This is a genomic window from Leucobacter sp. CX169 (assembly GCF_017161405.1).
Taxonomy (GTDB): domain Bacteria; phylum Actinomycetota; class Actinomycetes; order Actinomycetales; family Microbacteriaceae; genus Cx-87.
In genome coordinates this window covers 2,639,687-2,661,662 of record NZ_CP071051.1, presented here as the reverse complement: position 1 = coordinate 2,661,662, position 21,976 = coordinate 2,639,687, and the positions used below count along the sequence as shown (strand labels likewise).

General features: G+C 70.8%; 14 protein-coding genes. 11 read left to right on the top strand and 3 right to left on the bottom strand.

Going from position 1 to position 21,976, the window contains the following annotated elements:
* Nucleotides 1–62 precede the first annotated feature (62 nt).
* Genes JW030_RS12145 through JW030_RS12115 form a run of 7 tightly spaced genes read left to right on the top strand, consistent with a single transcriptional unit; the run spans nt 63 to nt 14,040 of the window.
* On the top strand, nt 63–1,205 hold the full coding sequence (locus tag JW030_RS12145) for a serine/threonine-protein kinase (RefSeq protein WP_188045569.1): 1,143 nt from the start codon (nt 63–65) through the stop codon (nt 1,203–1,205).
* A complete protein-coding gene (locus JW030_RS12140) occupies nt 1,202–7,264 on the top strand; it encodes an Ig-like domain-containing protein (RefSeq protein WP_188045570.1) in 6,063 nt (2,020 codons plus the stop codon). The genes JW030_RS12145 and JW030_RS12140 overlap by 4 nt, the downstream gene beginning before the upstream one ends.
* Before the next feature lie 54 nt (nt 7,265–7,318).
* Nucleotides 7,319–8,335 (top strand): MoxR family ATPase, encoded by a 1,017-nt coding sequence (locus tag JW030_RS12135; protein ID WP_188045571.1) that lies wholly within the window; start codon nt 7,319–7,321, stop codon nt 8,333–8,335.
* The gene (locus JW030_RS12130) at nt 8,332–9,690 is read left to right on the top strand and encodes a DUF58 domain-containing protein (protein WP_188045572.1); all 1,359 of its coding nucleotides are present in this window, start codon (nt 8,332–8,334) and stop codon (nt 9,688–9,690) included. The genes JW030_RS12135 and JW030_RS12130 overlap by 4 nt, the downstream gene beginning before the upstream one ends.
* Nucleotides 9,687–12,206 (top strand): transglutaminase domain-containing protein, encoded by a 2,520-nt coding sequence (locus JW030_RS12125; protein WP_188045573.1) that lies wholly within the window; start codon nt 9,687–9,689, stop codon nt 12,204–12,206. Before JW030_RS12130 ends, JW030_RS12125 begins: the two co-directional genes overlap by 4 nt.
* Nucleotides 12,206–13,018 carry a PP2C family serine/threonine-protein phosphatase gene (locus tag JW030_RS12120; protein ID WP_188045574.1) on the top strand — a complete coding sequence of 271 codons (813 nt, stop codon included), beginning with the start codon at nt 12,206–12,208 and terminating at the stop codon, nt 13,016–13,018. Before JW030_RS12125 ends, JW030_RS12120 begins: the two co-directional genes overlap by 1 nt.
* On the top strand, nt 13,015–14,040 hold the full coding sequence (locus JW030_RS12115) for a hypothetical protein (protein ID WP_188045575.1): 1,026 nt from the start codon (nt 13,015–13,017) through the stop codon (nt 14,038–14,040). The genes JW030_RS12120 and JW030_RS12115 overlap by 4 nt, the downstream gene beginning before the upstream one ends.
* A gap of 206 nt (nt 14,041–14,246) precedes the next feature.
* Here JW030_RS12115 and JW030_RS12110 read toward each other — a convergent pair whose 3' ends face one another.
* From JW030_RS12110 to eccD, 3 genes are read right to left on the bottom strand one after another with little or no spacing between them, the layout of a single operon-like run.
* Entirely contained in the window at nt 14,247–15,536 is a 1,290-nt protein-coding gene (locus JW030_RS12110; RefSeq protein WP_188045576.1) for a S8 family serine peptidase, read from the bottom strand.
* A complete protein-coding gene (gene eccB / locus JW030_RS12105; RefSeq protein ID WP_188045577.1) occupies nt 15,533–16,873 on the bottom strand; it encodes a type VII secretion protein EccB in 1,341 nt (446 codons plus the stop codon). Before eccB ends, JW030_RS12110 begins: the two co-directional genes overlap by 4 nt.
* 3 nt (nt 16,874–16,876) lie before the next feature.
* Nucleotides 16,877–18,214 carry a type VII secretion integral membrane protein EccD gene (gene eccD, locus JW030_RS12100; protein ID WP_188045578.1) on the bottom strand — a complete coding sequence of 446 codons (1,338 nt, stop codon included), beginning with the start codon at nt 18,212–18,214 and terminating at the stop codon, nt 16,877–16,879.
* 219 nt (nt 18,215–18,433) lie between these two features.
* Here eccD and JW030_RS12095 point away from each other — a divergent pair, with 219 nt between their 5' ends.
* The 4 genes from JW030_RS12095 to JW030_RS12080 all read left to right on the top strand — a co-directional run bounded on the left by JW030_RS12095 (nt 18,434) and on the right by JW030_RS12080 (nt 21,935).
* Complete coding sequence (locus tag JW030_RS12095; RefSeq protein ID WP_188045579.1) at nt 18,434–18,748, top strand: WXG100 family type VII secretion target; 315 nt, start codon at nt 18,434–18,436, stop codon at nt 18,746–18,748.
* A gap of 43 nt (nt 18,749–18,791) precedes the next feature.
* The gene (locus JW030_RS12090; protein ID WP_241095457.1) at nt 18,792–19,082 is read left to right on the top strand and encodes a WXG100 family type VII secretion target; all 291 of its coding nucleotides are present in this window, start codon (nt 18,792–18,794) and stop codon (nt 19,080–19,082) included.
* 109 nt (nt 19,083–19,191) lie between these two features.
* Nucleotides 19,192–20,535: a hypothetical protein gene (locus tag JW030_RS12085; protein ID WP_188045580.1), complete on the top strand. Its 1,344-nt coding sequence runs from the start codon at nt 19,192–19,194 to the stop codon at nt 20,533–20,535.
* Nucleotides 20,532–21,935 carry an FHA domain-containing protein gene (locus JW030_RS12080; RefSeq protein ID WP_188045581.1) on the top strand — a complete coding sequence of 468 codons (1,404 nt, stop codon included), beginning with the start codon at nt 20,532–20,534 and terminating at the stop codon, nt 21,933–21,935. Before JW030_RS12085 ends, JW030_RS12080 begins: the two co-directional genes overlap by 4 nt.
* Nucleotides 21,936–21,976 lie beyond the last annotated feature (41 nt).

The window sequence follows — 21,976 nt, the reverse complement described above, 5'->3', positions numbered from 1 at the left end:
GGACTGCACTACGAGCACCGCTTTTAGCGTGCCGCGCGCCCAGACCCGGTCGGGGCGCGCGCATGGCTGACCGTCAGGAGAACCGTCGCCCGGTCATCCCCGGCTTCAGCTACGTCCGGCCCCTCGGCTCGGGGGGCTTCGCCCAGGTGTACCTGTACGAGCAGGACATGCCGCGCCGCGTCGTCGCCGTCAAGGTGCTCGACGGCATGGCCCACGCCGACGCCTCGCTCACCTCGCTGCGCGAGGTGTTTGAGGCCGAGGCGGACGTGATGGCGCGACTCAGCAGCCACCCGTCGATCGTTTCGATCTTCCAGGCGAGTATCTCCCTCGACGGGCTTCCGTACCTGGCGATGGAATACTGCCCCGAATCGATGGGGGCCCGCACGAAGGGCCGCCCGGCGCCGTTGCGCGACGTGCTCGACGCGGGGGTACGCATGGCTGGCGCACTCGAGACCGCCCACCGGGCCGGCGTGCTGCACCGAGACATCAAGCCCTCGAACGTGCTCGTGACGACGCTCGACCGCCCGGTACTCGCCGACTTCGGCATCGCCCAGGTCGCGGGCGAGCAAATCGGCGGCTCTGAGCAGCTCGCCATGTCGATCCCGTGGTCGGCGCCCGAGGTCGTGCAGATGACCAGCGGCGGCAGCGTCGCGAGCGAAGTGTGGTCGCTGGGCGCGACTCTGTACTCCTTCGCCGCGGGCCGTTCGCCGTTCGAACTTCCCGAGCGCGCGCAGAACACCCGAGCAAAGCTCTCCGACCGCATCTCGAAAGCCGTGTACCCGTCGATCCCCGGCGCGCAGGGGTACGCGCCGCTCGACGAGGTGCTGTCGGGCGCCCTGCGCAAGAACCCTGACGAACGCTTCGCGTCGATGGCTCAGTTTGGCGAGGCGCTCCAGGGGCTGCAGCGGAGCTATGGCTTTGATGTGACCCCCCTGGAGGTCGTCGCTGAAGCGTGGCTCCCGCGCGCAAGCGCGGTGCCCGCCGGGGTGCGCGGCCCCGTGGTGAGCACCGTCGCGGGCCGCATGACGCGCGCCGAGGCGCGCGCCGAGTTGCAGGCGCAGCGCCGCGGCACCGACGCGGACGGACTGATGCTCGACCGACAGACCTCGCCGATGCGTGCCGGCATGATCGGCGCGGGCATCGCGCTCGCCGGCGTCGTCGGCATCGGCGTGCTCGTGTGGGCCCTGGTCGGAGGCGCGGGATGAAGCCGGGAAAGAACCGTGCCGCCCGCTTCGCGCTCGGGAAGACCGCCCGCACCTGGATTGCGGGTGGGATCGCCCTGGCGCTCGTCTCCACCATCGCGGTGATCGCGAGCGGGTACGACGCCCGCGAAGCCCCCCGCGCCGAGCCCGGTGTGTGGGTGTCCCGCGATGCCGGGCAGTACGCACGGGTGAACACCGACACGGGTGAGCTCGACATCGTGCGCAAGGTACTCGAGCCGAGCGGCCTGGTGCAGGCCGGCGGCCGCGGCGTGCTTTTTTCGCACGGCAACGGGCGGGCATGGCCGATCGATCCTGCCAACCCCATTGATTTTGGCGACGATGCCCCGGTGGGCGACGCTGCGACAGACGAGGCCGCGGGGGCCGACGAGGCCACCCCGGCCTCGAACACCGAAGAGGCAGGATCCCTCGCGGTGCGCATGCCGGAGGGCACCCGTGACGTGTTCGCGGCTGGCCGGTTCGTCGCGGTGCGCACTGAAGCAGGCGAGGTCTTTGTCGGCGAGCTCGCGGACGGCGAGGACGCCGCAGCGGGCGAGAGCATTGGCGACGGATCCGTCTCCCAGGCGCAGGTGGCCGACCTCGAGAGCCGCCTGACGGCGCTCACACAGGTGGACCCGCTCGCGGACGTCAAGGCTGATGAGGCCGCCGAGAACGAGGCGCCGGGTGAGGAAGCCGTGGGGTACCTCGCGAACGCCATCGCAATCGCGGACGACGGCGAGCTCGTCATGTACTCCGCCGCCGAGGGCTCAATGCGACGCTTCAACGCGGCAACCGGCGAGTTCGTGGGCGGCGCGAAGGCGCTCCCGAACGCGGCGAAGAGCGCCGAGGCGCCGCAGCTTGCGCTCACCCCGGGCGGCTGGGCGATGCTCGACGCCGAGCGCGGTCGACTCTGGCGCGAGGGTGAGTCAGAGCTCACCCTTGAGTTCGAGGGCGTGGCCAAGCTGCAAGAGAGCAGCGACGATCGTGCGGGGCGCGCAAAATCGGTAGTCATCGCCGACGCCGCGGGTCTCTGGGAGGTGCGCGAGAGCGGTGCACCCCGACGCATTGCCGAGGCCGAGGGCACGCCGGTGCAGCCGATCGAGGTGGACGGCGAGATGTACGCCGCCTGGCTCGGCCAGAGCGGCGGCACCCTGTGGCGGGGCGAGGACACCGTCGCGCTGCAGTTCGATGATTCGATGCGGAACTCGGGCGAGCTTGATCCGGTGATCCGTTCAAACGGTGAGCGCGCGGTGCTCACCGAGGTGCAGACGGGCATGCTGTGGACGCTGCCCGACGGCGCAATGATCCCGCTTTCGCAGTGGAGCATCTCGGACCCGCCCAAGGAAGACCGCGGCACCGTAGTGGTGAACGAGGTCACCGAGCAGATCGCGCCGACGGCGATGGACGACGCGTTCGGCGTTCGCGCCGGGGAACCGGCTCCGCTCTCGATCCTCCTCAACGACTTCGATGCGAACAAGCGCGACGTCCTCACCGTGGTCCCCGAGTCCCTGGGCGAGACTCCGCTTCCCGAGGCATTCGGCGCCCTGCAGCTGTTGCCCGGCGGGCAACAGCTCGTGGTGCAGCCGGCCGAGGGCGCAAGCGGGACGGCGACGTTCCGCTACCGCGTGACGGACGGCACCCTGACTTCTGAACCGGCCACGGTGACGCTTACGGTCGTGGGCGACGAGACCAACACCGGCCCCGAGTGGTGCCCGGTCGAGGGCTGCCAGCGCGAGTGGCGCGTGCCCGCCATCGCCCCGGGCGGCACGCTGGTGTACCCCGTACTCGACGACTGGGTCGACCTCGAGGGTGACGTCATGATGCTCGCCTCTGTCGAGGTCGTGCGGTCGGAGGATCCGGTGCGCGCCATCGTGACCTCCGACGGGCGCCTCGCCGTGCGTCACACCGACGCGAACGCCGGCGCTGCCGAGGTGCCGCTGCGCATCACGGTGCGCGACGGCCGCGGCGAGGAGCGCCAGCGCGAGCTGCAGCTCTCGATTCAAGCCGACGCGACCGCCGAATTCGCCTCGACCGCCGCGAATGTGAAGGTCGGCGAGTCGGTCGTCCTCAACCCGATGTTGCGCCTTGCCGGCGGCTCTGGCTCGTTCGCGCTGGTCGACGCCACGGTGCAGAGCGGCAGCGACCAACTGCGCGTGACCCCGCAGACGGGATCCGGCACGGTCGAGCTCGAGGCGAGCGCCCCGGGCACCACCACGGTCTCGCTCGCGCTGAAAGACACCATGACGGGCAGCGAGATTACGGGACTGCTGCGTGTGACCGCGACCCCTGCGAACGAGTCGCTGGCGCTGCCGCCGCTACGCGCCTTCGTCCGGCCGCTCTCGGACTCGACGGTCGAGGTGCTCGACGCGATTCCCGGGGCCGGCACCCGCGCGCTCAGCGTCACAAACGCCACGGTCATCGATGGCGAGCTCCGCGCCGATGTGATCGAGCACTCGCGCGTGCGCGTCGCCGGCAACACTGCTGACGGCGGCCCGGGCCGGATCGGTGCCGTCGAGGTGACGGTCGCCGAGGGCAGCTCCGTCGGCCAGGGCCGACTCACGGTGTTCCAGGTGCCCGAGTCGGGCACGTCAGGCGCCATCGCGGTCGCCGACGCTGCGACCGTGCGGGCTGGATCGATCGTCGATATCCGCGTGCTCGATAACGACGTCTCGGCCCCTGGGGAGCGGCTGCTGCTGCACCCCGAAGTGAGCGGATCGGGCACCAAGGGTGAGCTCGCGTTCGCCTCCGGCAGCGTACTGCGCTACCTCGCGCCGCAGACTCCGGGCACCTATCGCCTGGGATACACGACCTACGGTGCGAGCTCCCCCGAGGCGAGCGACGTGGGCGCGGTGCTCGTCACCGTGCTGCCGAAGGGCTCGAACCGCGACCCACAGCCGCGCGTGCTGACGGCGCGAGTCGCGCCGGGCGAGCAGACCGAGGTGCGCGTGCCGCTCTCGGGCGTCGACCCCGACGGCGACCGGATCCGGCTCTCAGGGGTGGCGAGCCCGGAGGACGCACAACTCACGACCAGCTTGGCGCCGCAGGGTGCCGCAATCACCGTCGCGGCCTCGGTGGCGGCCAGCCCCGGCCTGCACGAGATCGAGTACACCGTGCGCGATGACGCCGGAGCTAAGGGTATGGGCAAGCTCCGCGTGATCGTCACGGACGCCTCCGCCGGCGCGGGTGCGCCCATCGCGGCCACCGACTACGTGCGCCTCGTCCCGGGCACGACCGATCCTGCCATCGTGCTGCCGCTCGAGAACGACATCGATCCTGCCCTCGGCAAGCTCAGCATCGTCTCGGTCGAACCGAACGTTGCGGGTGGCAAAGACAGCCCCGAGTACCAGCGCGTCGCCGAGCGCATCGACCTCTCGCAGATGAAGCAGGGCCGCGTCGCTCTGACCTCAGACGACACCCTGGGAACCGTCTCGTACCGCTACGTCGTCCGTTCGAGCGTGACCAAGAGCACGGCAGACGGCCTGATCGTGGTGCAGACCTCTGAGCGCGTGGGGGCCCAGGCGCCGACCGTGAGTGACACCGTGCTGAACGTGCGCGACCGGGGTCTGCTCTCGTCCACGGGTGTCGACGTGATCTCCGACAAGGTGCGCTGGTCGACCGGTGACGCATCGACGCTCACGCTCGCGCTCTGGGGCGCGAGCGCCGACAAATACCGAGTCGAGGGCGACCGCATCGTCGGGGAGTACAACCCCAAGGGCGACCTCGTGGTGTTTCGACTGAGCGGCACCGATGCCACCGGCAGCGAGGTGTCGACCTACGGGTTCCTCATCGTGCCGCCGCTTGACGAGCTTCGGCTCACGCTCAAGCAGGGTCTCAAACCACTCAGTGTCGACGAGGACAAGACGGTCGACGCGCGCCTGAGCGAGCTCGTTGACCTCGGACCGGGCGACCGGGCAGAGTTCCGCCAGGGGAACTTCTCGGTCGGCAGAGCGCAGGCGACGTGTGCGGCGAACTCGGCTGAGGCGCTGAAGTACTCGGCGGGCAAGGAAGCGCCGTGGAGCGATACCTGCCTCATTGACGTGCGGCTGGTGGGCCAGGATTCGTGGACTTCGCTTCCCGTCCCCGTGCTCATCGTTCCGAAGGCGCCGGCCGTGCAGCTCAACCAGCTGAGTCGCACGGTCGCGCCCGGCGAAACCGCGACGATCGAGCTCGCCGACATGGTGGACTGGCAGGGCGGCCGCGCGGGCGACCTCTCGAAGCTGCGGTTTGAGGTGAGCGGCGGCGGATCGCTGTTCGCCATCAAGCCCGGCGGGGCCAGCGTGACGGTCGATGCCCGCGCCGATGCGGTCCCCGGCAGCCAGGAGATTCTGTCGATCGCGGTGAGCGGCGCGGGCGAGTCTCGTGCGCCGCTGATGCTGCGCGTCGGCGAGGCGCCTCGAGATGTCCCGCGCGGCGGTACGGTCGCGCTTCGCTGCACCGTGGGAAGCAACTGCAGCACCACGGTCGTCGGCGTTGGCGGCGAGCACGACCCGTTTGCGGGCAAGGCGGGCGGTGGCCTGAAGCTCGAGTCGGTGCGCGGCGACAGCTGCCAGGTTGGCTCGTTCTCCCGCGTGGGCGACAGCGGCGTCGCGGTGAGCTGGCCGGGCGGCCGCATCACCGGCGGCACCTGCACCGTCAGCTTCACCGTGCGCGATGCGCAGGGCCGCACGGGCGAGGGGTCGATCGAGTTCGACGCGCAGGGCCTGCCCGAGGCGCCGGCGAGCATCTCGCAGTCCTCGTTCAGCGAGAACAGCGCCACCTTCGATGTCTCGCTGGGCGGCCAGCAGGCGCACCCGGCAGTGACCGGGGTGACTCTTTCGGGCGCCGGCTCAACGAGTTGCGAGCCGGTGGGTCCCGCGATGTACAAGTGCGTCGCCACGGGGCTCGAGAACGGATCAAAGGCCAGCTTCTCGGCTCGCGCAGTGAACGCCGTTGGCCAGTCAGCGCCATCGACCGCGGTCACGGCATGGGCGTACCGCCCGCCGAAGGCGCCGACGGTGACGGCTGTGCCGCTGGAGAACCCGGACAACACGGACCAGGGTCGCGGTGGCATCACGGTCACCGTGGCCGCGGGCTCGTCAGACACCAGCGCGTACAAGCTCACGATCGGTGGGACCGAGGTGGCGGCCCCAGGCGGCGCGGACTTCACCCAGGAATACGCAGGTCTACCGGTTGGCCAACTGACCGTTGCCGCGATCCCCATCACGAGCCTTGAGGTGCCCAATATCGGCGGCGGGGGTTCGCCGACCGGAAACCCGGGCACGGCGACGGTCCAGGTATTTGGGGCACCCCTGCTCACAGGCGCGACCCTCGTCAGTGTGCCGCCCACCAGCGGGCTCGCCGCGGCAGTGGGCGGGTCGAATCGTCCCGGTGAGAACCGGGTCTTGACCTACGGCATCGCACGTGGGGCGTTCGGGAACCCGAGCTGTGACAGCAGCAACCCGCAGTTCGACAGCCTGCAGGCACGATGGAGATACAGCGCGAAGGTGTGCATCGCGAGCCAGTACGGCAAGAGTGAGGCGGTATCGCCGAAGGTGCGCATCGGCGGTGATCTTGGCGCCCCGACGGTGAACTACACGATCTCTCAAGGGGCGACCTCGGATGGTGGGAACGGCTTCGTGTACCAGCAAGTTGGCGATCCGACGGTGTCCGGACAGGTGACCGGCTTCGCGCTCGTCTACAGCAACTCGGGGAGCGATGTCCTCAACGTTTCCGGCCAGGAGGACCTCGCCGAGATTCGCGTCAAGCAGTGTGCCGAGGACGATTGCTCAAGCGAGTCCGTGGTGGCCTGGAATAACGCCCCGCGCGTCGTTACGGTCAAGCCCAACGGCGTGTGCGTCACCCCGGACATGACGGGAAATCAGTTGCGCGCGGTCCTCGCCGTGAGCGGGCTGACGGTCGACAACGCCAACGTCGTGGTTGCGGCACCCCCGGCTGCCGGAGTAACAACGGTCAGCCTGACCGTGAGCTGGTCTGGATTGCAGGGACTGAACCTCACCCCTGTGACGCTGAACACCTGCTACACGCCGCCGGTCGCACCTCCCGTCACGCCACCCACCACCCCCTAAGCCCCGGCCCGCCCGCCCCATGACTTACCGACACTCAGCAGAGGACTCACGCGAATGAATGTTCAGAACACGCAGGCACCGCAGGCGGCGGCCCCCGCCCGTCCCGAGGCGCTCTCGCCCGACCAGGCGCAGTGGGTCGCGCAGGTCTTCGGCGCGACGGCGACCGCGATGGAGCAGGCCATCCACGGCAAGCGCCGCGTGCTCGAGCTCGTGCTCGCGAGCGTGCTCGCCGGCGGCCACGTGCTGCTCGAGGACGTGCCGGGCACGGGGAAGACGGCGCTCGCCCGCGCCCTCGCGCAGGTGGTGCAGGGCACCTCGTCGCGCATCCAGTTCACCCCCGATCTGCTGCCGGGTGACGTCACGGGCATCTCGATCTTCGACCAGAAGGCGGGCGCCTTCGAGTTCCACGCCGGCCCGATCTTCGCGAACGTTGTGCTTGCCGACGAGATCAACCGTGCGAGCCCGAAGACCCAGTCGGCGCTCCTCGAGGTCATGGAGGAGGGCCAGGTCACGGTCGACGGAGAGACCCACCTCGTGGGCTCGCCGTTCCTCGTCATCGCGACACAGAACCCGATCGAGCAGGCCGGCACCTACCGCCTGCCCGAGGCACAGCTCGACCGCTTCATGATCAAGACCTCCATCGGCTACCCCGACGAGGCCGCGATGATCCGGATCCTGCAGGGCGACCGCACGAGCCGCGTGCCGCTGCAGCCCGTCGTGACCACAAACATGATCACGCAGGCGCAGGACTTCGTCCGCAACGTCCACGTCAGCCCGCTCGTCGCCGACTACGCCGTGCGCCTGGTCGAGGCGACCCGCCGCGCGAGCGAGGTGCGCCTCGGCGCCAGCGTCCGTGGCACCCTCGCCCTCGTGCGCCTGGCCTCGGCCTGGGCCGCGGGCAACGGCCGCCACTACGTCACCCCCGACGACATCCGCGACCTCGCGCTTCCCGTGCTCGCTCACCGCCTCGTGCTCGAGCCCGAAGCGGAGTTCGACGGCGTCACGGCGACGCAGATCGTCGGCCAGATCCTGCTCGACGTCGCGATGCCGCAGGAGAACGGCGCGGCGTGAACATTGACACGTCCCGTGCCCCGATCTCGCAGACGGGCACCCGCAGTCGCACGTTCGGCACGACGTGGCTGAACGACACTGAGCGTACCCGCGCTCGGTCTCGCGGGCGACGGCTCAAGCGCTGGTGGCGCCGCAATCGCCGCCAGTTCAAGCGGACGTGGCGCCGGACCACGCAGACGATCACGCCGGTCGGCTGGTTCGTGTTCGCGGCGACGCTGCTCTCGGCGATCCTCGGCGGAACCCTCGGGTGGGTCGAGGCCTGGTTCGTCGCCATCGTCGGCGCTGTGCTGTTCATCATCGGACTCCCCTTCCTCATCGGCAGCCGGGCATATCTGATCAGGATCGCGCTCGACCGGCAACGAGTGGTGGCTGGCGGCGAGGTGCACCTCGGCATCGACGTCGAGAACGCGTCCGCGCGGCCGACGCTGCCGGCGACCGCCGAGCTTCCGGTGGGCGAGGCGCTGCGCGAGGTCCCGATTCCCTTCATTGGCCCGCATGGCAGGATCGCCGTGCCCGTCGCCATCCCCGCCCAGCACCGCGGCGTGATCGAGGTCGGCCCGGTGACGCTGTCGCGCCGCGATCCGCTCGGGCTGCTGCGCCGCGAGGTGACCTGGCGCGACAAGCATCGCGTGCACGTGCACCCCCAGACCGTCTTCCTGCCGCCGGGCTCTGCGGGCCTCGTGCGTGACCTCGACGGCGCCGCGAGTCGCCGCCTGACCGACTCGGACCTGTCGTTTCACGCCGTCCGCGACTACGTGCACGGCGATGCGATGCGCCATGTGCACTGGCGCTCGACCGCGAAGACGGGCGCGCTCATGGTGCGCCAGTACGAAGAGTCGCAGACCGCGCGCTCGGCGATCCTGTTCGACGCGAATCGCGCCGAGTACGTCAGCGACGAGGAGTTCGAGCTGGGCGTCAGCGTCGCGGCTTCCCTCGCGCTGCAGGCCGTCCGCGAGGGCCGCGAGCGCTTCGTCGCCTCGCAGTGGGCCCCCGGGCGCATGCGGCCCAGCATCGACGGGCTCGAAGAGCTTCCCTCGCAGACGCCGACCCAGGTGCTCGACGCCTGGGCCGAGCTCGAGGCTGCCGAAGAGGCGCGCTCCATCGAATGGCTCTCGCGCGGCCTCGCTGAGTCGCGCCGGCCGCTCTCCGTCGTCATGATCGTGACGGGCTCGGTCCCGGATCCGACCCGGCTTCGCCGCGCCGCGGTGTCGTTCACGGCGGACGTGACCGTCATCGTGATCCGCTGCGACCTGCTCGCCGACCCCGGGGCGAACCTGTTTGACGTGTGCACCCTCCTCACCGTGGGCGCGATCGGCGACCTGCCACAGATGATGCTGCGGAGTGGCAAGTCATGAGCCGGGCGACCGAACGAAACACTCGCCGTCGCCCCGTGTCGGCGCCGAAGCCGAGCGCGCTGGTCGGCGCGCTGCTGCTCGCTGTCGCCGCCATCATTCTGGGCGGCCTGGCCGCTGACCCGATCTATCAAAGCGAACGCCTCTGGCTCGTGCTCGGGGTCGCGGGCGCGGTCACCTTCGCGATCGTCGTCGCCGGCGCGCGCTGGCGCTGGGGTTCCCTGACGATCGCCGCGATCCTGCTGGCGTTCGTGTTCTTGGTCGTGCCGCTGGCTGTGCCCGATTCGCTCGGCGCGGGCCTCGGCGGCCTGGTGCGCGGGCTCGGCGACGGCCTCGCCGCGGTTGCGCTCGGCTGGAAGCAGTTGCTCACGCTGACGCTCCCCGTCGGCTCGTACCAGACGGTGCTCGTGCCGGCGCTCGTCACGATCATGGCGTCGGTGGGCGCGAGCACGGCGCTCGCGCTGCGTGGGGGTCGTCTCGCGCCCCTGGCCGCGCTGCCGCTGCTGCTGCCCGTTTTGTTCGGCACCATCTTCGGTTCTTCCTCGGTCAGCTCTCCCGTCAGGATCGGCGCGGTGACCGTCGTGGCCCCGCGCGAGCTCGCGCTGTGGCTCTGCGCGTTCGCGCTCGGGGCGGCCTGGGTGGCCTGGTCCGCTGGGGCGAAGCGTCGTGCCGCGTTGCGCCTGGGACGCGACCCCTCGGCCCCCGCCGGCTCCGCCCGCCGCGGCGTGGTCGTGCGCGCCGGGCTCGCGAGCGCTACCGTGGCCGTGGCGCTCGTGGGCGGCCTCGCAGTCGCTCCCGCCATCGGCGGTGACGCACGCACCGTGCCCCGAGACCGCATCGACCCCGAGCTTGTCGTGCGCGAGCAGACGAGCCCGCTGGCCTCGTACCGTTCGTGGAAGCGGGACGCGGCGTTTGACGCCCCGACGATCGCGGTCGAGAGCGACGGGAAGCTGCCGCACCGCCTGCGCTTCGCGGTGCTCGACACTTACGACGGCGTCGATTTCTCGGTCGGCGCCGGCGCGAGCGGTCGCTTCACCCGCTTCCCGAGCGGCGAGCGTTTGGCCGAGTCGAGCCGCGTGCGAGTCTCGGTCGAAGCCGGGTATCGCGGCATCTGGGTGCCGCTCGCGAGCCCGATCGGAGGCCCTCCAGCCTTCGCCGGGCAGCGTTCGGGCGAGCTCGCAGAGAGCTTCTACCTGAACCGCGAGACCGGTGGCGCGGTCGCCGTGCCGACCGCGGCCGGCCTGCGCGAGGGCGACGGCTATGCCGCCCACATGAACCTGGCCACCGACGCGAAGCTCTCTGACGACCCTGCGAGTGACGAGCCGTTGGTCGATCTCGAGACCATGCCCGAGCTGGCGCGCTGGCTCGAGATGCAGCAGTTGCCGGCGAACGGTGAGGGCGTGCGGACCGCCATCGAGCGCCTGCGCGAGCGCGGCTACCTCAGCCATTCCCTCACCGACGGCGAGGGCGAACGCGACTGGATCACCGCGCTCTCGGACGAGTACGGCACGCGGTTCGTGACGAGCCCGGGCGGGCACTCGATCGCCCGCCTCGAGATCCTGTTTGCGCAGCTCAGCGATCAACAGCGCGCGGCGGGCGAGCAGGCGACCGAGAGCATGCTCGTTGCGGGCATCGGCGACGACGAGCAGTTCGCGGCCGCGGCCGCCCTGGTTGCGCGCGCGATGGGCTTCGACTCGCGGGTCGTGCTCGGCATGCGCCTCGGCGGCGACACCGACGGGGTGCCCGGCATCCCCGCCTGCGCGGCCGAGTGCACGGGCCAGAACATGTCGGCCTGGGTCGAGGTGAGCGGCGCCGACGGCGTGTGGGCTCCGCTCGACGTGACCCCGCAGGTCGCAACCCCGCCGACCACACTTGAAGAGGGCGAGCAGCTTCCCGAGTACCCGACGACGCCCGAAACGCGCGACGCGTCTGAGAGCGACCCGCCGGTGGGCATGAGCGAGTCGGACAGCGCCGAGAGCGACGACAACCCGGAGAACTCATTGAGCGCGCTCTGGCCGGTGCTGCGCGTGATCGGACTGAGCCTCGGCGCGCTGGCGCTGCTCGCGCTGCTGCTGTTGTTCATCCCGTTCGTCAAGCGGCTGCGCATCAAGCGCCGCCGCGAGGCTGTTGTCCCCGAGGTCTGGGCGCTGGGCGCCTGGGACGAACTCCTCGACTTCTACGCCGACGCCGGGGTGCCGGTGCCCCGCGGGGGCAGCCGGCGCGACATCGCCGAGCAGCTCGCCATCCCCGGGGGCGAGTGGATCGCCTGGAACGTCGACCGCGCAGTGTTCTCGCGCGAGAGCATTCGGACGGAAGACGCCGAGCAGCTCTGGCAGGTCGTCGACGCGCGCATCGGCGAGCGTCGGGCCGAGATGAGCGCGTGGGCGCGGTTCCGGGCGGCGCACTCGCTCGCGTCGTTCGGCTTGCCGACGGTCGCTGAGCTGCGCCGCTCGTGGACGAAGTGGCGCGGAGATTCCGCGGCACGGCAAAGCGGCACCGCTGCAAGAGGAGAATCGTGATGCACCGGCTCGAACTGAGCTCGGCCATGCGCACTGACGCTGGTCAGAAGCGTGCCGTGAACGAGGACTCGGCGCTCGCGGCATCGCCCTGCTTCCTGGTCGCCGACGGTATGGGCGGCCACGAGGCCGGCGACCTCGCTAGCCAGGCCGCGATCGGGGCGTTCGCCGCCGCGATCCCTGCCGGGGCGCGGCCTAGCATCCGCGACGTGGCCGAGGCGCTGGACGCCGCCCGCAGCGCAGTTTCCCGCGTGGCCTCCGGCCGCCTGCAAGGCGCCGGGTGCACCCTCACCGGGGTGGTACTCGTCGAGCACGACGATGCGCCGCACTGGCTGGTGCTCAACATCGGGGACTCGCGCGTCTATCTGCACCGGGGTTCGGAGCTGCACCAGCTCACCCAGGATCACTCGCTGCGCGAGGAGATCCTGCTCGGTGGCGGGGTCGTGCAGGGCGATCTGCCCGGCCGTAACGTGATCACCCGCGCCCTCGGCTCGGCAGACACGACCGCCGACACCTGGCTGTTGCCGGTCGAGACCGGCGCCCGCCTGCTGATCTGTTCAGACGGGCTCACGACCGAGCTGGCCGACGCCGAGCTGCGCGCGACGCTGACCATGGGCGGGCAGGCCGAGGCCGTGGCCGAGGAGCTCGTGCGGCGCGCGAACGAGGCGGGCGGCCGCGATAACATCACCGTCGTCGTGGTCGACACGATCTCGGGTGGCCGCGCTTGGCACGTCGGCTCGGACACCTCGTCGCGCAGCGTCTCGTTGATCGACGACACCTTGACCGTGACGATGCCGCAAAGGAGGCCGCGATGAGCGCCGAGAACGGGTCGCTCTTCCCAGAGCCGGGCGCCGATGCGGCGGAGGGCGCGGAAGCCGCCGAAGCCCTCGATGAAACCATCGTGGTCGCGCAGCCCGTGGCTGACGACACCGTGGTGATTGCGCAGCCGGCCCTCGACGAGACGATCGTGGTCGCGCTTCCCGCGGCTGTCGAGGACGAGACCGTCGTGGTGGCGCAGCCCGTCGTGCAGGCGCTGCCCGTCGCACAGGATCAGCCCGATGCCGACGAGCAAGCCGCGATCGTGCAGGAATACGCCGCCGATGCGCAGCCAGCCGCCGACGATGCCACGATCTTTGTGGAGCAGTCGGGTGCGGTGGCGCAGCCGGGTGCTGTTGAGCACCCCGCCGTCGAAGACGCCACCATCGTCGTGTCGAAGCCAGCGGTTGAAGACGCGACGATCGTTCGCCCGCGCCGCGCTCGCCGGGCCGAGCCCGCAGCGGAACCCGTGTCGGAGCCCGCGCTCGTGCTTGTGCCCGAGCCCGAGCCAGCACCGTCACCCGAGCCCGCGGTGCCCCGGCTTCGTGCAGATCTCAAGCGACCCACCCCGCAGCCCGACCACGAGGCCACGATGATTTCGGTGCGCACGAGCAGCCGGGATCCTGCCCCGCCGGTCGAAGAACCCGATGCCGAGCTGTCGGACCGAGCGCTCGCGAAGCTGCTCTTCAAGCCGCCGCTCGACCCGCGCCGCCGGGTCAAGGAGTCGCCGTTCCCGCAGCTCGAGCACACGCTTCCCAAGCGCGGCGTGAGCCAGAGCATGCCGGTCGTCTATGGCGCGCGTTCCGAGGAGCTCGCGGCACAACCCGCAGGCAAGCTCGACCTCGAACAGCGCATCGGGGCGCCGCCCACGACGCTCGCGCCACCCCCTGTGCCGCGCGAGGGCTTGCCCTCGTCGGCGCAGCTCAACCGGAAGTTCCGGCTGCTGGCGCTGCTGGGCGGGGCCGGCGTTGTCGTTGTCGTGGCGACCGGCCTCTGGGGGATCGCGGCGCTCGCCTTCTGAGCCGCTACTCCGCTACCTCGGCAGCCACCTCGGCGCCTCGGCCCCTCCGCCACCTCGGCCGCTCCACCGCCTCTACCCCCTCAACCGAGGCGTCGCAATGTGCTGCTTCAACTCACGGGAAGCAGCATATTGCGACGTCTCGACGAAGGTTCTCGGCGGCGAGACGGGTCAGGCGCGAGGTTGCCGGACCATCGGGGCCCAGGCCCCTACTCGCTGCGTCGGCGCCGCAACCCTGCCGCGAGCGCGAGCACCAGGACGATCCCGCCCAGCCCAACGGCAACGGCGGTGATCGCGTTCGACTCGCTCGCCTCGGCGGCGCCGGGCTGCACGCGCACGGGCTGCACCGAGATCGCCGAGTTCCCGTTGCCCGCAAAGGGGCTCAGCGGGCCGCGCGTGCTGCGGTCCGGGCGCAGGTCGAGGGCAGCGGCCGGCCGAATGACGCCCCAGCCGATCTTGTCGTCCCGCTGGTCGGGGTTTGGCCGATCCGCCGAGGCCTGCAGCCGGTACGCCCAGCCCTCGGGACCCTCATCCGGGTACGCCTCGGCCAGCAGGGCCGCGGCGCCGGCGACGTAGCCGACGGCGAAGCTCGCCGCGGGCGCGTCGGCGGAATACACGCAGTCGCCCGCGCCGGTGGCCGTCGTCAGCACCTCCTGCGCGGGGGCGGCGACCTCGACGTGCTCGCCGTGAATCGAGTCCTGGGTTGGCAGTCCTTCAAGCGTCACCGCGGTCACCGAGAGCGCCTCGGGGTAGGCCGCGGGGTAGCGCGGGCTGTCCTCGGTGTTGGTCGTCGTGGCCCGGTTGCCCGCGCTCGCCACGACGAGCGCACCGCGCTCAGACGCATAGGCAGTGGCATCGCGCAGCGCCTGACTGTCGGCGTCGTCGCTCAACGCGACCGCGATGATCTTCGCCCCGAGATCGGCGCTGAGGCGGATCCCGTCGGCCATGCGCCCCGCCTCGGGCCCGAACCCTGCGTCCTTGCTCTGCTGGTCCTGGTCGCGCAAGACGCGAATCGAGATGATGTTCGCGTCGGGCGCGATTCCGGTTACGCCGGATCCGGGGGCCGGACGTGCCGCAATGATTCCGGCGATGGCGGTGCCGTGGCCCATCGGGTCGCCCAGGCCGTCGGGTCGCTCACCGTCGACGACGAGCGAGACGCTGCCGGGGGCGATGGCGTTGGCGAGCTGGGGGCGGGACGCATCCACGCCCGAGTCAACAACCGCGACGGTGACGCCGGCACCGGTTACCGGGAGCGTCCCCGGCACCGCATCGATGGCCTCGAGCACGGGTGGGGGGCCGGCGATGCGGGCCATGACACCCGGAGTGCAGGCGTCGTCGGCGGTGGCGGGAGCCGGCGAAAACGGCGACGTGGACGAAACCGGCAGCGGGGCCGCGACGAACGCGATGCCGGCCAGGGCCGCCCCGACGAACGTGAGCGCGAGCGTGGACCGCGACGTAAACGTGCGCGGCGACCCGAACGTTCCGCGGCCACTCCTCATTTCGCGGCCGTCGGCGAGGTGCCCGCCGCCTCGGGGGTCAGCTCGGGCCCGGCGGGCAGCAGGTGCAGCCAGCGGGCTGGCACGACGGCGACGTCGCCGCCGGTGTAGCCGAGCCGCTTCACCCCGGTGCCGACCGCGCCGGGAATTGCGTAGGAGGTGCCGGTCGAATCGATGAGCGTGAGCGTGCCCTTCGGGCCGCCGCGCACGAGGGCGCCCACGTTGTCGGGGAGGTGCACATTGACGCCGGTCTCGGCCGCCGCGGGGTCGACCGAAGCCTGTCCCGTGAAGGTCTGAGCCGCGAGCACCGTGCGCTGGTCCTTCTTGCTCCCGGCGAGGGTGGCACACGGCGACCCCGTCGCGGCCAGCGGGCTAAGGGTGTCGGTCGGCCAGTCGGTGCCGCCGGCGGGCTCCGTCGTCGGCAGATCGGCGATCTCGGAGGGGGTCAACTCGACGGGCACGCCCAGTCCGTCCGCGCCGTCGCCCAGCATGTAGAGGCGGTGTGCGAGGGGGTCGAGCGGGGCGAGCTCGCCCGAGGCGGTGAGCAGGTAGCGCTCGAGCTCGGGGCTGCCGGTCGGGTGAATGACGGTGCCGGCGGGCAGATCGACGCCCGCGACCTCGCCCGTGCCGCCGGTGATCGTCAAAGGTGCGAGGTCGGTACCGGTCGCGAACAGCGCGAGCCAGTCGCCGCGCACCTCGTGTGGCTGCACCGTGTCGAGGCCGACGGCGCGCAGGACGGCCGTCTCGCTGCCCTCAGGCACCGCGAAGCTCGTTCCGTCCGAGACGACGAAGGTCTCGCCGTCGCGCACGACGACGGTGCCGGCGCCGTCCGGCGCGGCGGTGCGGCGCTGCTCGCCGATCCAGAACTCGGTGGTCTCGGGGGCCGCGCAGGCCTGCCAGTGCGTGCCGTCGAGATCGGCCGCCTTGGGTAGCGTGTCGGGGCCGCCCAAGATGCCGATGGTGCCGCCGATAGGGATGCCGCTGAGCGAGGACTGGTCGACGCTGACGACCTTGAACTCGCCGGCCGGAATGAGCATGCGCGCGCTCACCGTGTTGATGACGGGGTGCAGCTCCCCATTGACGCTCAGGTACCGGGCGCCGGTATCGCGCGCGACGATGAGGCGGTTGTTCTCCCACCCGCCGGGCAGGCCGGGCTTGAGCAGCCCGACGAAGACGCCGGCCAAGATCACCATGGCGGTGAGGGCAATGCCGCCGAAGACCGCGCGCATCGGCTTCGCGGGCTCGAGCTCCTTGCCGCCGGGGGCGCCGCCGGTGAACGCGGAGAGCAGCCGGTTGCGGCTAAAGCTCTGCGCCTCGATCAGGTCTTTCTTTGATGCCACGGGTTACGCGAGCCCTGCCGTGATGACGCTGAGCGGCAAGAGCAGCGCGAGCGCGATCACCTCGATCGTGTCGCCGAGGGTGCTCAGTCGCAGGCGCACGCGGTCACTGAGCAGGGTGAGTCCGGTCACGACGCCGGTAGCCACGAGCAGGGCGGTGAGCAGGATCGGCGCCTCGTCCGGGTGCGACAGGATCGCCGCGAGGCCGCTGAGCGCCAGGATGGCGGTGCCGCCAGTGAGCAATACGAGCACCGAAGCGCGCCGGGCCGACTGGCGTGACTGGAACATGAGCGTCGCGCCGGCGAGCGTCGTCAGGATCGTGCCCGTCCAGCTGGCCGAGGCGACGAGCGGCGTCGCGAGCAGGACGGCGAGGGCGAATGCGACGCGCAGTGCGACGAGCATGCGATGCCCGGCGTCGACGCGGGCGGTGACCTTCGCCGGGTCGACGGGCGGCGGCGGGTCAAACATCTCGAGGTCGCTCATGGGGGAGACGACCGTGATCCTGGTACTGCTGAGCGTCAGCCAGGGCAGCGCGCCCGCGGCGAGGCCGGCGACCGCAACCATGATGGCGTACGGGCCGGCGGGGTCGATCTCGGTGAGGCCGACGATGCCGGCGGGTATGCCGATGGCGACGCCAAACGCGACGGGCAGGGTGAGGAGCTCGACCGGCTTCGTCGTCACGAGCATGGCGGCGCCGCCGACGAGAATGGCGCCGGCGCCCGCCGCAGCGAGCGGGAAGCCCCAGATCGAGTCAGCCGGCACCAGCAGGTACCCGCAGAGCGCGCCGAACGCGGCGGCCGCGAAGCCGAACGAGATTCCCGCGTCGTGGTGGCGAATGCGGCTGAGGGTCGCCGCGAGGGCGAGCAGCACCGCGGCGCCCGCGCCGGCGATGACGGCGGGCAGCAGGCTTCCGGGGGGCTGCATTCCGAGCAGGATCCCGCTGAGGGCCAGCAGCGTCAGGCTGATTGCGGTCGCCGTGCGGGCCGCATCTTCGGGGCGCCAGGCTCCGTGGTGCGCGGAGGTCGCGTCGATGACGGCCTCGACGACGTCGTCGTAGCGCTTGGGGACGGCGATGAGTCCGCCGCGGGCAAGCGTGAGGATCTCGCCCTGGTCGATCGACTGCACGATCGCGCCACGAGTGGGGTCGAGCTCTGCGCCGTCCGCACGGGTGAGCTTGTACCCGCCGTGCAAGAGCGTCGGGTCGAGTACGCCGAGGCCGCGCGCGATGCCGGGCAATACCTCGACGAGCGGCAGCCGGCCGGGGATCGCGAGGTCAATGCGGCGTTCTGCATGGACGACCGAGATGCGCACAATGGCGTCGAGGTCGGGCGCGGAACTGGTCACATTGTTCTCCCGTATGTATGGCTGCGCGGAGGGGTAAGACTCCCACCGATCCTAACGTGGCGCAAGAATTCTTGAGCGCGAGTAACGCCTGCGCTTGTCACAGACCTAGATGACTCGTAGGTTTAAGGGGTGAAAGGTTTTTACCCCCAAGGGTGAATTCTTGAACGTTCATTGATTTCGCGTGCTTTTCAGGGTACGCGCAAACTGAAGGAGGCCGAGTTGGCTGAAGTAATCTCCGCAGAAGAGGGTGCCCTACGCAAGGGGCAGCAGGCCGTCGCGGAAGCGAAGGCCGGCATCGATCAGCGCACCAAGAAGGTTCGCGGCGAGATCGAACAGCTGGGCGGCTTCTGGAAGGGCGCGGCGGCAGTCTCGTTCACGCAGCTCATGCAGCGTTGGGACGCCGAGACCGTCAACCTGAACAACGTGCTCATCGAGCTTGAGAACGCACTGCGCGGCACTGAGCAGGATCAGGCCGCCACCGAAGAGTCGCACCAGCAGGCCATCAGTGGCCTCGGCGCGATGATGGGCTCCTAGTAGTTTCCGTTCTTTAAGTATCGAACGAGTTAAGGATTTAGATATGCAGTCAATGTCAGTACAGACCGCACAGGTCAGCGCCCTCTCCGGCCAGATCCGCAGCGGCGCACAGGGTCTTCGCGCCGAGATCGAGCGCCTCGAGTCCGAGGTCGGCAAGCTTCGCGCCGCGTGGAGTGGCGAGTCGCAGGCGGCGTACGACACCGCGCAGCGCAAGTGGACGAAGTCGCTGACCGAGATGCAGATGCTCCTTGAGCGCATCGCCGGCAGCACCGAGGAAATCTCGCAGCAGTACAACCAGAGCGACTCGCGCAATGCGGGCCGCTTCTCGGCGTAAGTTTCACCAATGAAGGGCCCTCGGGATGCTCCCGTGGGCCCTTTTGGCGTCTCTGCGACAGCGATCTGCACGGGAGACCGGCGCGAACCACAGTCGGTAAGCTGAGACAGTGAACTCCGCCGCGACCCAGCTTCGGCGCATCGCGCTGCGCGCAGCCGGTAAACAGCACGACCTCGTCGTCCCGCGGGGCGACGCCCTCGCGCACGTGCTCGCGACCGCAGGCGTTCACCTCGGACCGCACGATCAGGTGCTCGGTCCAGACGGAACTGTGATCGATCCCGCGACCACCGCAGCCGTGCTGCGCGAGGGTGGCCTGTATTCGGTCACGCACTCCGCCCACGTCGCTGATCGTGCGCGTAGTCGCGCTGACCAGGCAGGAAGCGTGCGCACGCTGCCCTGGGTGCTCGTCGCGTGCGCGCTCGCCGCTGCCCTCGTCGCCGTTGCCGCGGGCGACGCGGCTTCGCGCTGGGTCGCCGCTGGCGTCATCGCGCTGGCCGCTGTGCTCACTACCCTTGCCTGGGCGCAGCAGGCGGCAAAGAACAATAACTTCCGCACCCTCGCGACGCCCCTGGCGCTCGGCGTGCTGGCCGGCGTGCTGAGCGTGCCCGCGGGCGTCGACGACGCGGCTTCGTTTGCGATCGCGATGGGTGCGGCCGGTGCGGCCACGCTCGCGGCCCTGCTCGCGGTCGCGACGAAGCACTCGCGCATTCGCGCCGGGGCGTCAGCGGTCGTCGTGATCGCGATGCTGGTGGCGGCGCTCGCGCTCGCGAGCCCCTCGCTGCGGTGGAGCCCGGCCCAGCTGGCCGTCGTGCTCGCCGCGGCCTCGGTGCTCGCGCTGCGCGCGCTGCCGAGCCTGCTGGTCAACGTCGATGAGGGCTACTTCATCGACTACGGCAAATTCATGGTGCTGCGTTGGACGGTACGGGGGCGCGTGCCCGAGTACATCCCGTTGGTCGAGGCGGACCGGGTGCGCCAGCTCGTCAGCAACGCGGAGGCGCGGCTGCGGGTCTCGACCCTATTACTCTCGCTGCTGGTGGCGATTGGCCTCCCCGCGGCGGCGATTCTGCTCGCAGGCGGCGACCTGCTCGTACAGATCTCGGCGATCGCCTTCCTGGTGCTTGCGCCGCTCGGCATGGTGCTGACCTCTCGGCGCACCGTTTCGTCTGAGCTGCGAAACCCGCCCAGGATCGCGGTGCTCGTCGGTCTCTTACTGTGTGCGGTGGGCATCGGCTCGGGGCTCATCGGCCTGACCGCATCGGTCGCAGCCGGAGCGCTGCTGTTCGCGGCGTGTGTGGCGGCCGTGCTCAGCGTTTCCGCCGCGCGCGGCAGCCGTTCGCTCGGCTGGTCGCGCACGGCCGATATTGTGGACAGCATGGCGGTCGCGCTCGTGCTCCCAGCCGGGTTCTTGGCCGCAGGAACCTTTGATCTGCTTCGAGGAGCGCTTGCCGGATGACCTACCCACCGCAGCAGCAGCCTCCGATGGCGCCGATGGCTCCGCCCATGGCACCCCGCGCCGGGGTGCCGCAGACCCCGCCCGCCCGCGCCGCCCGGCCGACGACCCCGACGTCCGCGCGTCTCGCCGCTGCGCTTGCGCGGTCCCGCGCCTGGGCCCGGCCGGCTGGCGCAGGCGCCCGCGTCGCCGCATTCACGACTGATCTGCTGGTCGTACTGCTCATCGCCGCGCTCACCTGGGTGTTCACGAAGAGCCTCCTCGTCGGCGTGGTCGTGCTGCTCGAGGCGGCCGTCATCTTGGCGGTGCTCGAGGCGCGCACCGGAGTGACGATCGGCAACCTGCTGCTGCGCATGCGCACGGTACGCGACGACGCCCCCTTCTCGCCGGGGGTGGCCCGCGGTGCGGTGCGCGCTCTGGTGCAGGGCGCCGGCAGCCTGGTTGGCTTCGTCGGCGGCATCGCGGTCGCCGCAACGAGCGCGGCCGATCCGATGCGGATGGGGCGCAGCGTCGCCGACCGCGCCGGCCGCACCCTCGTGGTGAAGGTGCCGAGCAACGCCGAGCGCCAGGCATGGGTGCAGGGTGCCGAGGCGTGGGCTGCCAGTGCGCAGGCGATGGGCGCGGCGCAGGCTCCGGCCGTCGCGCACCAGGCCAGTGCCGGGCAGCAGCCCGCGCAGCCGCAGCGCGTCGAGCCGTCGGTTGCGCCGATGCAGCACGTGGCGCCGGCCGCGCAGGTGCCGCAGCAGGTCCAGCCGCAGCAGCGTCCGCAAGCCCAGCCGCAGCCGCAGGCTCACGCGCAGCCGCAGCCGCAGCAGCGCCCCCAAGTTCAATCGCCCCCGCAGCCCGCGGCTCAGGCTCAGCAGCCGGCCGTTTCCATGGCCCAGGCGCCTGCAGGGCAGGCTGTCCCGCCGATCCTGCGCGCCCCGGCGCCCGCGCGCGGCCCAGCGACTGGCACGGTGCCGCCCGCAGCGGGCAACGCACACGCAATGCCCGCCGGAGTCGTGCCCGTGGACGCCCCGATTGCGACGCCGCCGCAGCCTGTGCGGCACGTCGAGGTGGGCGAGCAGCTGCTGCTGACCTTCGACACCGGGCAGCGCGCTCAGCTGTCCATCCCGGTGGCGGTGAACTTGGGGCGCAAGCCCGACCGCACCGAACAGGACGACCAGCTCGTGGTGGTGCAGGACTCGGAGGGCACGGTCTCGAAGACTCACTTGCGGCTCGACTACCGGGGCGACAGCGTCTGGCTGACGGACCTCGGGTCGACCAACGGCTCAGAGATCCTTGACGACACTGGCGAGGGTTCGCTGCTCGCAAAGGGGTCGCGCGTGCGGCTCGAAGACGGCTCGCGCGTGCGCATCGGCAACCGTAGCTTTACGGTCGCGACGGTGCGCGGCCAGGGCTAGGAGCCGAGAGATGCGGTCAAGACTTCGAATTGCGGCTGGCG

What these genes read in the sequence shown, in the direction of transcription:
- JW030_RS12145 (WP_188045569.1), top strand. Translation starts at nt 63, where the DNA reads ATGGCTGACCGTCAGGAGAACCGTCGCCCGGTCATCCCCGGCTTCAGC.
- JW030_RS12140 (WP_188045570.1), top strand. Translation starts at nt 1,202, where the DNA reads ATGAAGCCGGGAAAGAACCGTGCCGCCCGCTTCGCGCTCGGGAAGACC.
- JW030_RS12135 (WP_188045571.1), top strand. Translation starts at nt 7,319, where the DNA reads ATGAATGTTCAGAACACGCAGGCACCGCAGGCGGCGGCCCCCGCCCGT.
- JW030_RS12125 (WP_188045573.1), top strand. Translation starts at nt 9,687, where the DNA reads ATGAGCCGGGCGACCGAACGAAACACTCGCCGTCGCCCCGTGTCGGCG.
- JW030_RS12120 (WP_188045574.1), top strand. Translation starts at nt 12,206, where the DNA reads ATGCACCGGCTCGAACTGAGCTCGGCCATGCGCACTGACGCTGGTCAG.
- JW030_RS12115 (WP_188045575.1), top strand. Translation starts at nt 13,015, where the DNA reads ATGAGCGCCGAGAACGGGTCGCTCTTCCCAGAGCCGGGCGCCGATGCG.
- JW030_RS12110 (WP_188045576.1), bottom strand. Translation starts at nt 15,536, where the DNA reads ATGAGGAGTGGCCGCGGAACGTTCGGGTCGCCGCGCACGTTTACGTCG.
- JW030_RS12090 (WP_241095457.1), top strand. Translation starts at nt 18,792, where the DNA reads ATGCAGTCAATGTCAGTACAGACCGCACAGGTCAGCGCCCTCTCCGGC.
- JW030_RS12080 (WP_188045581.1), top strand. Translation starts at nt 20,532, where the DNA reads ATGACCTACCCACCGCAGCAGCAGCCTCCGATGGCGCCGATGGCTCCG.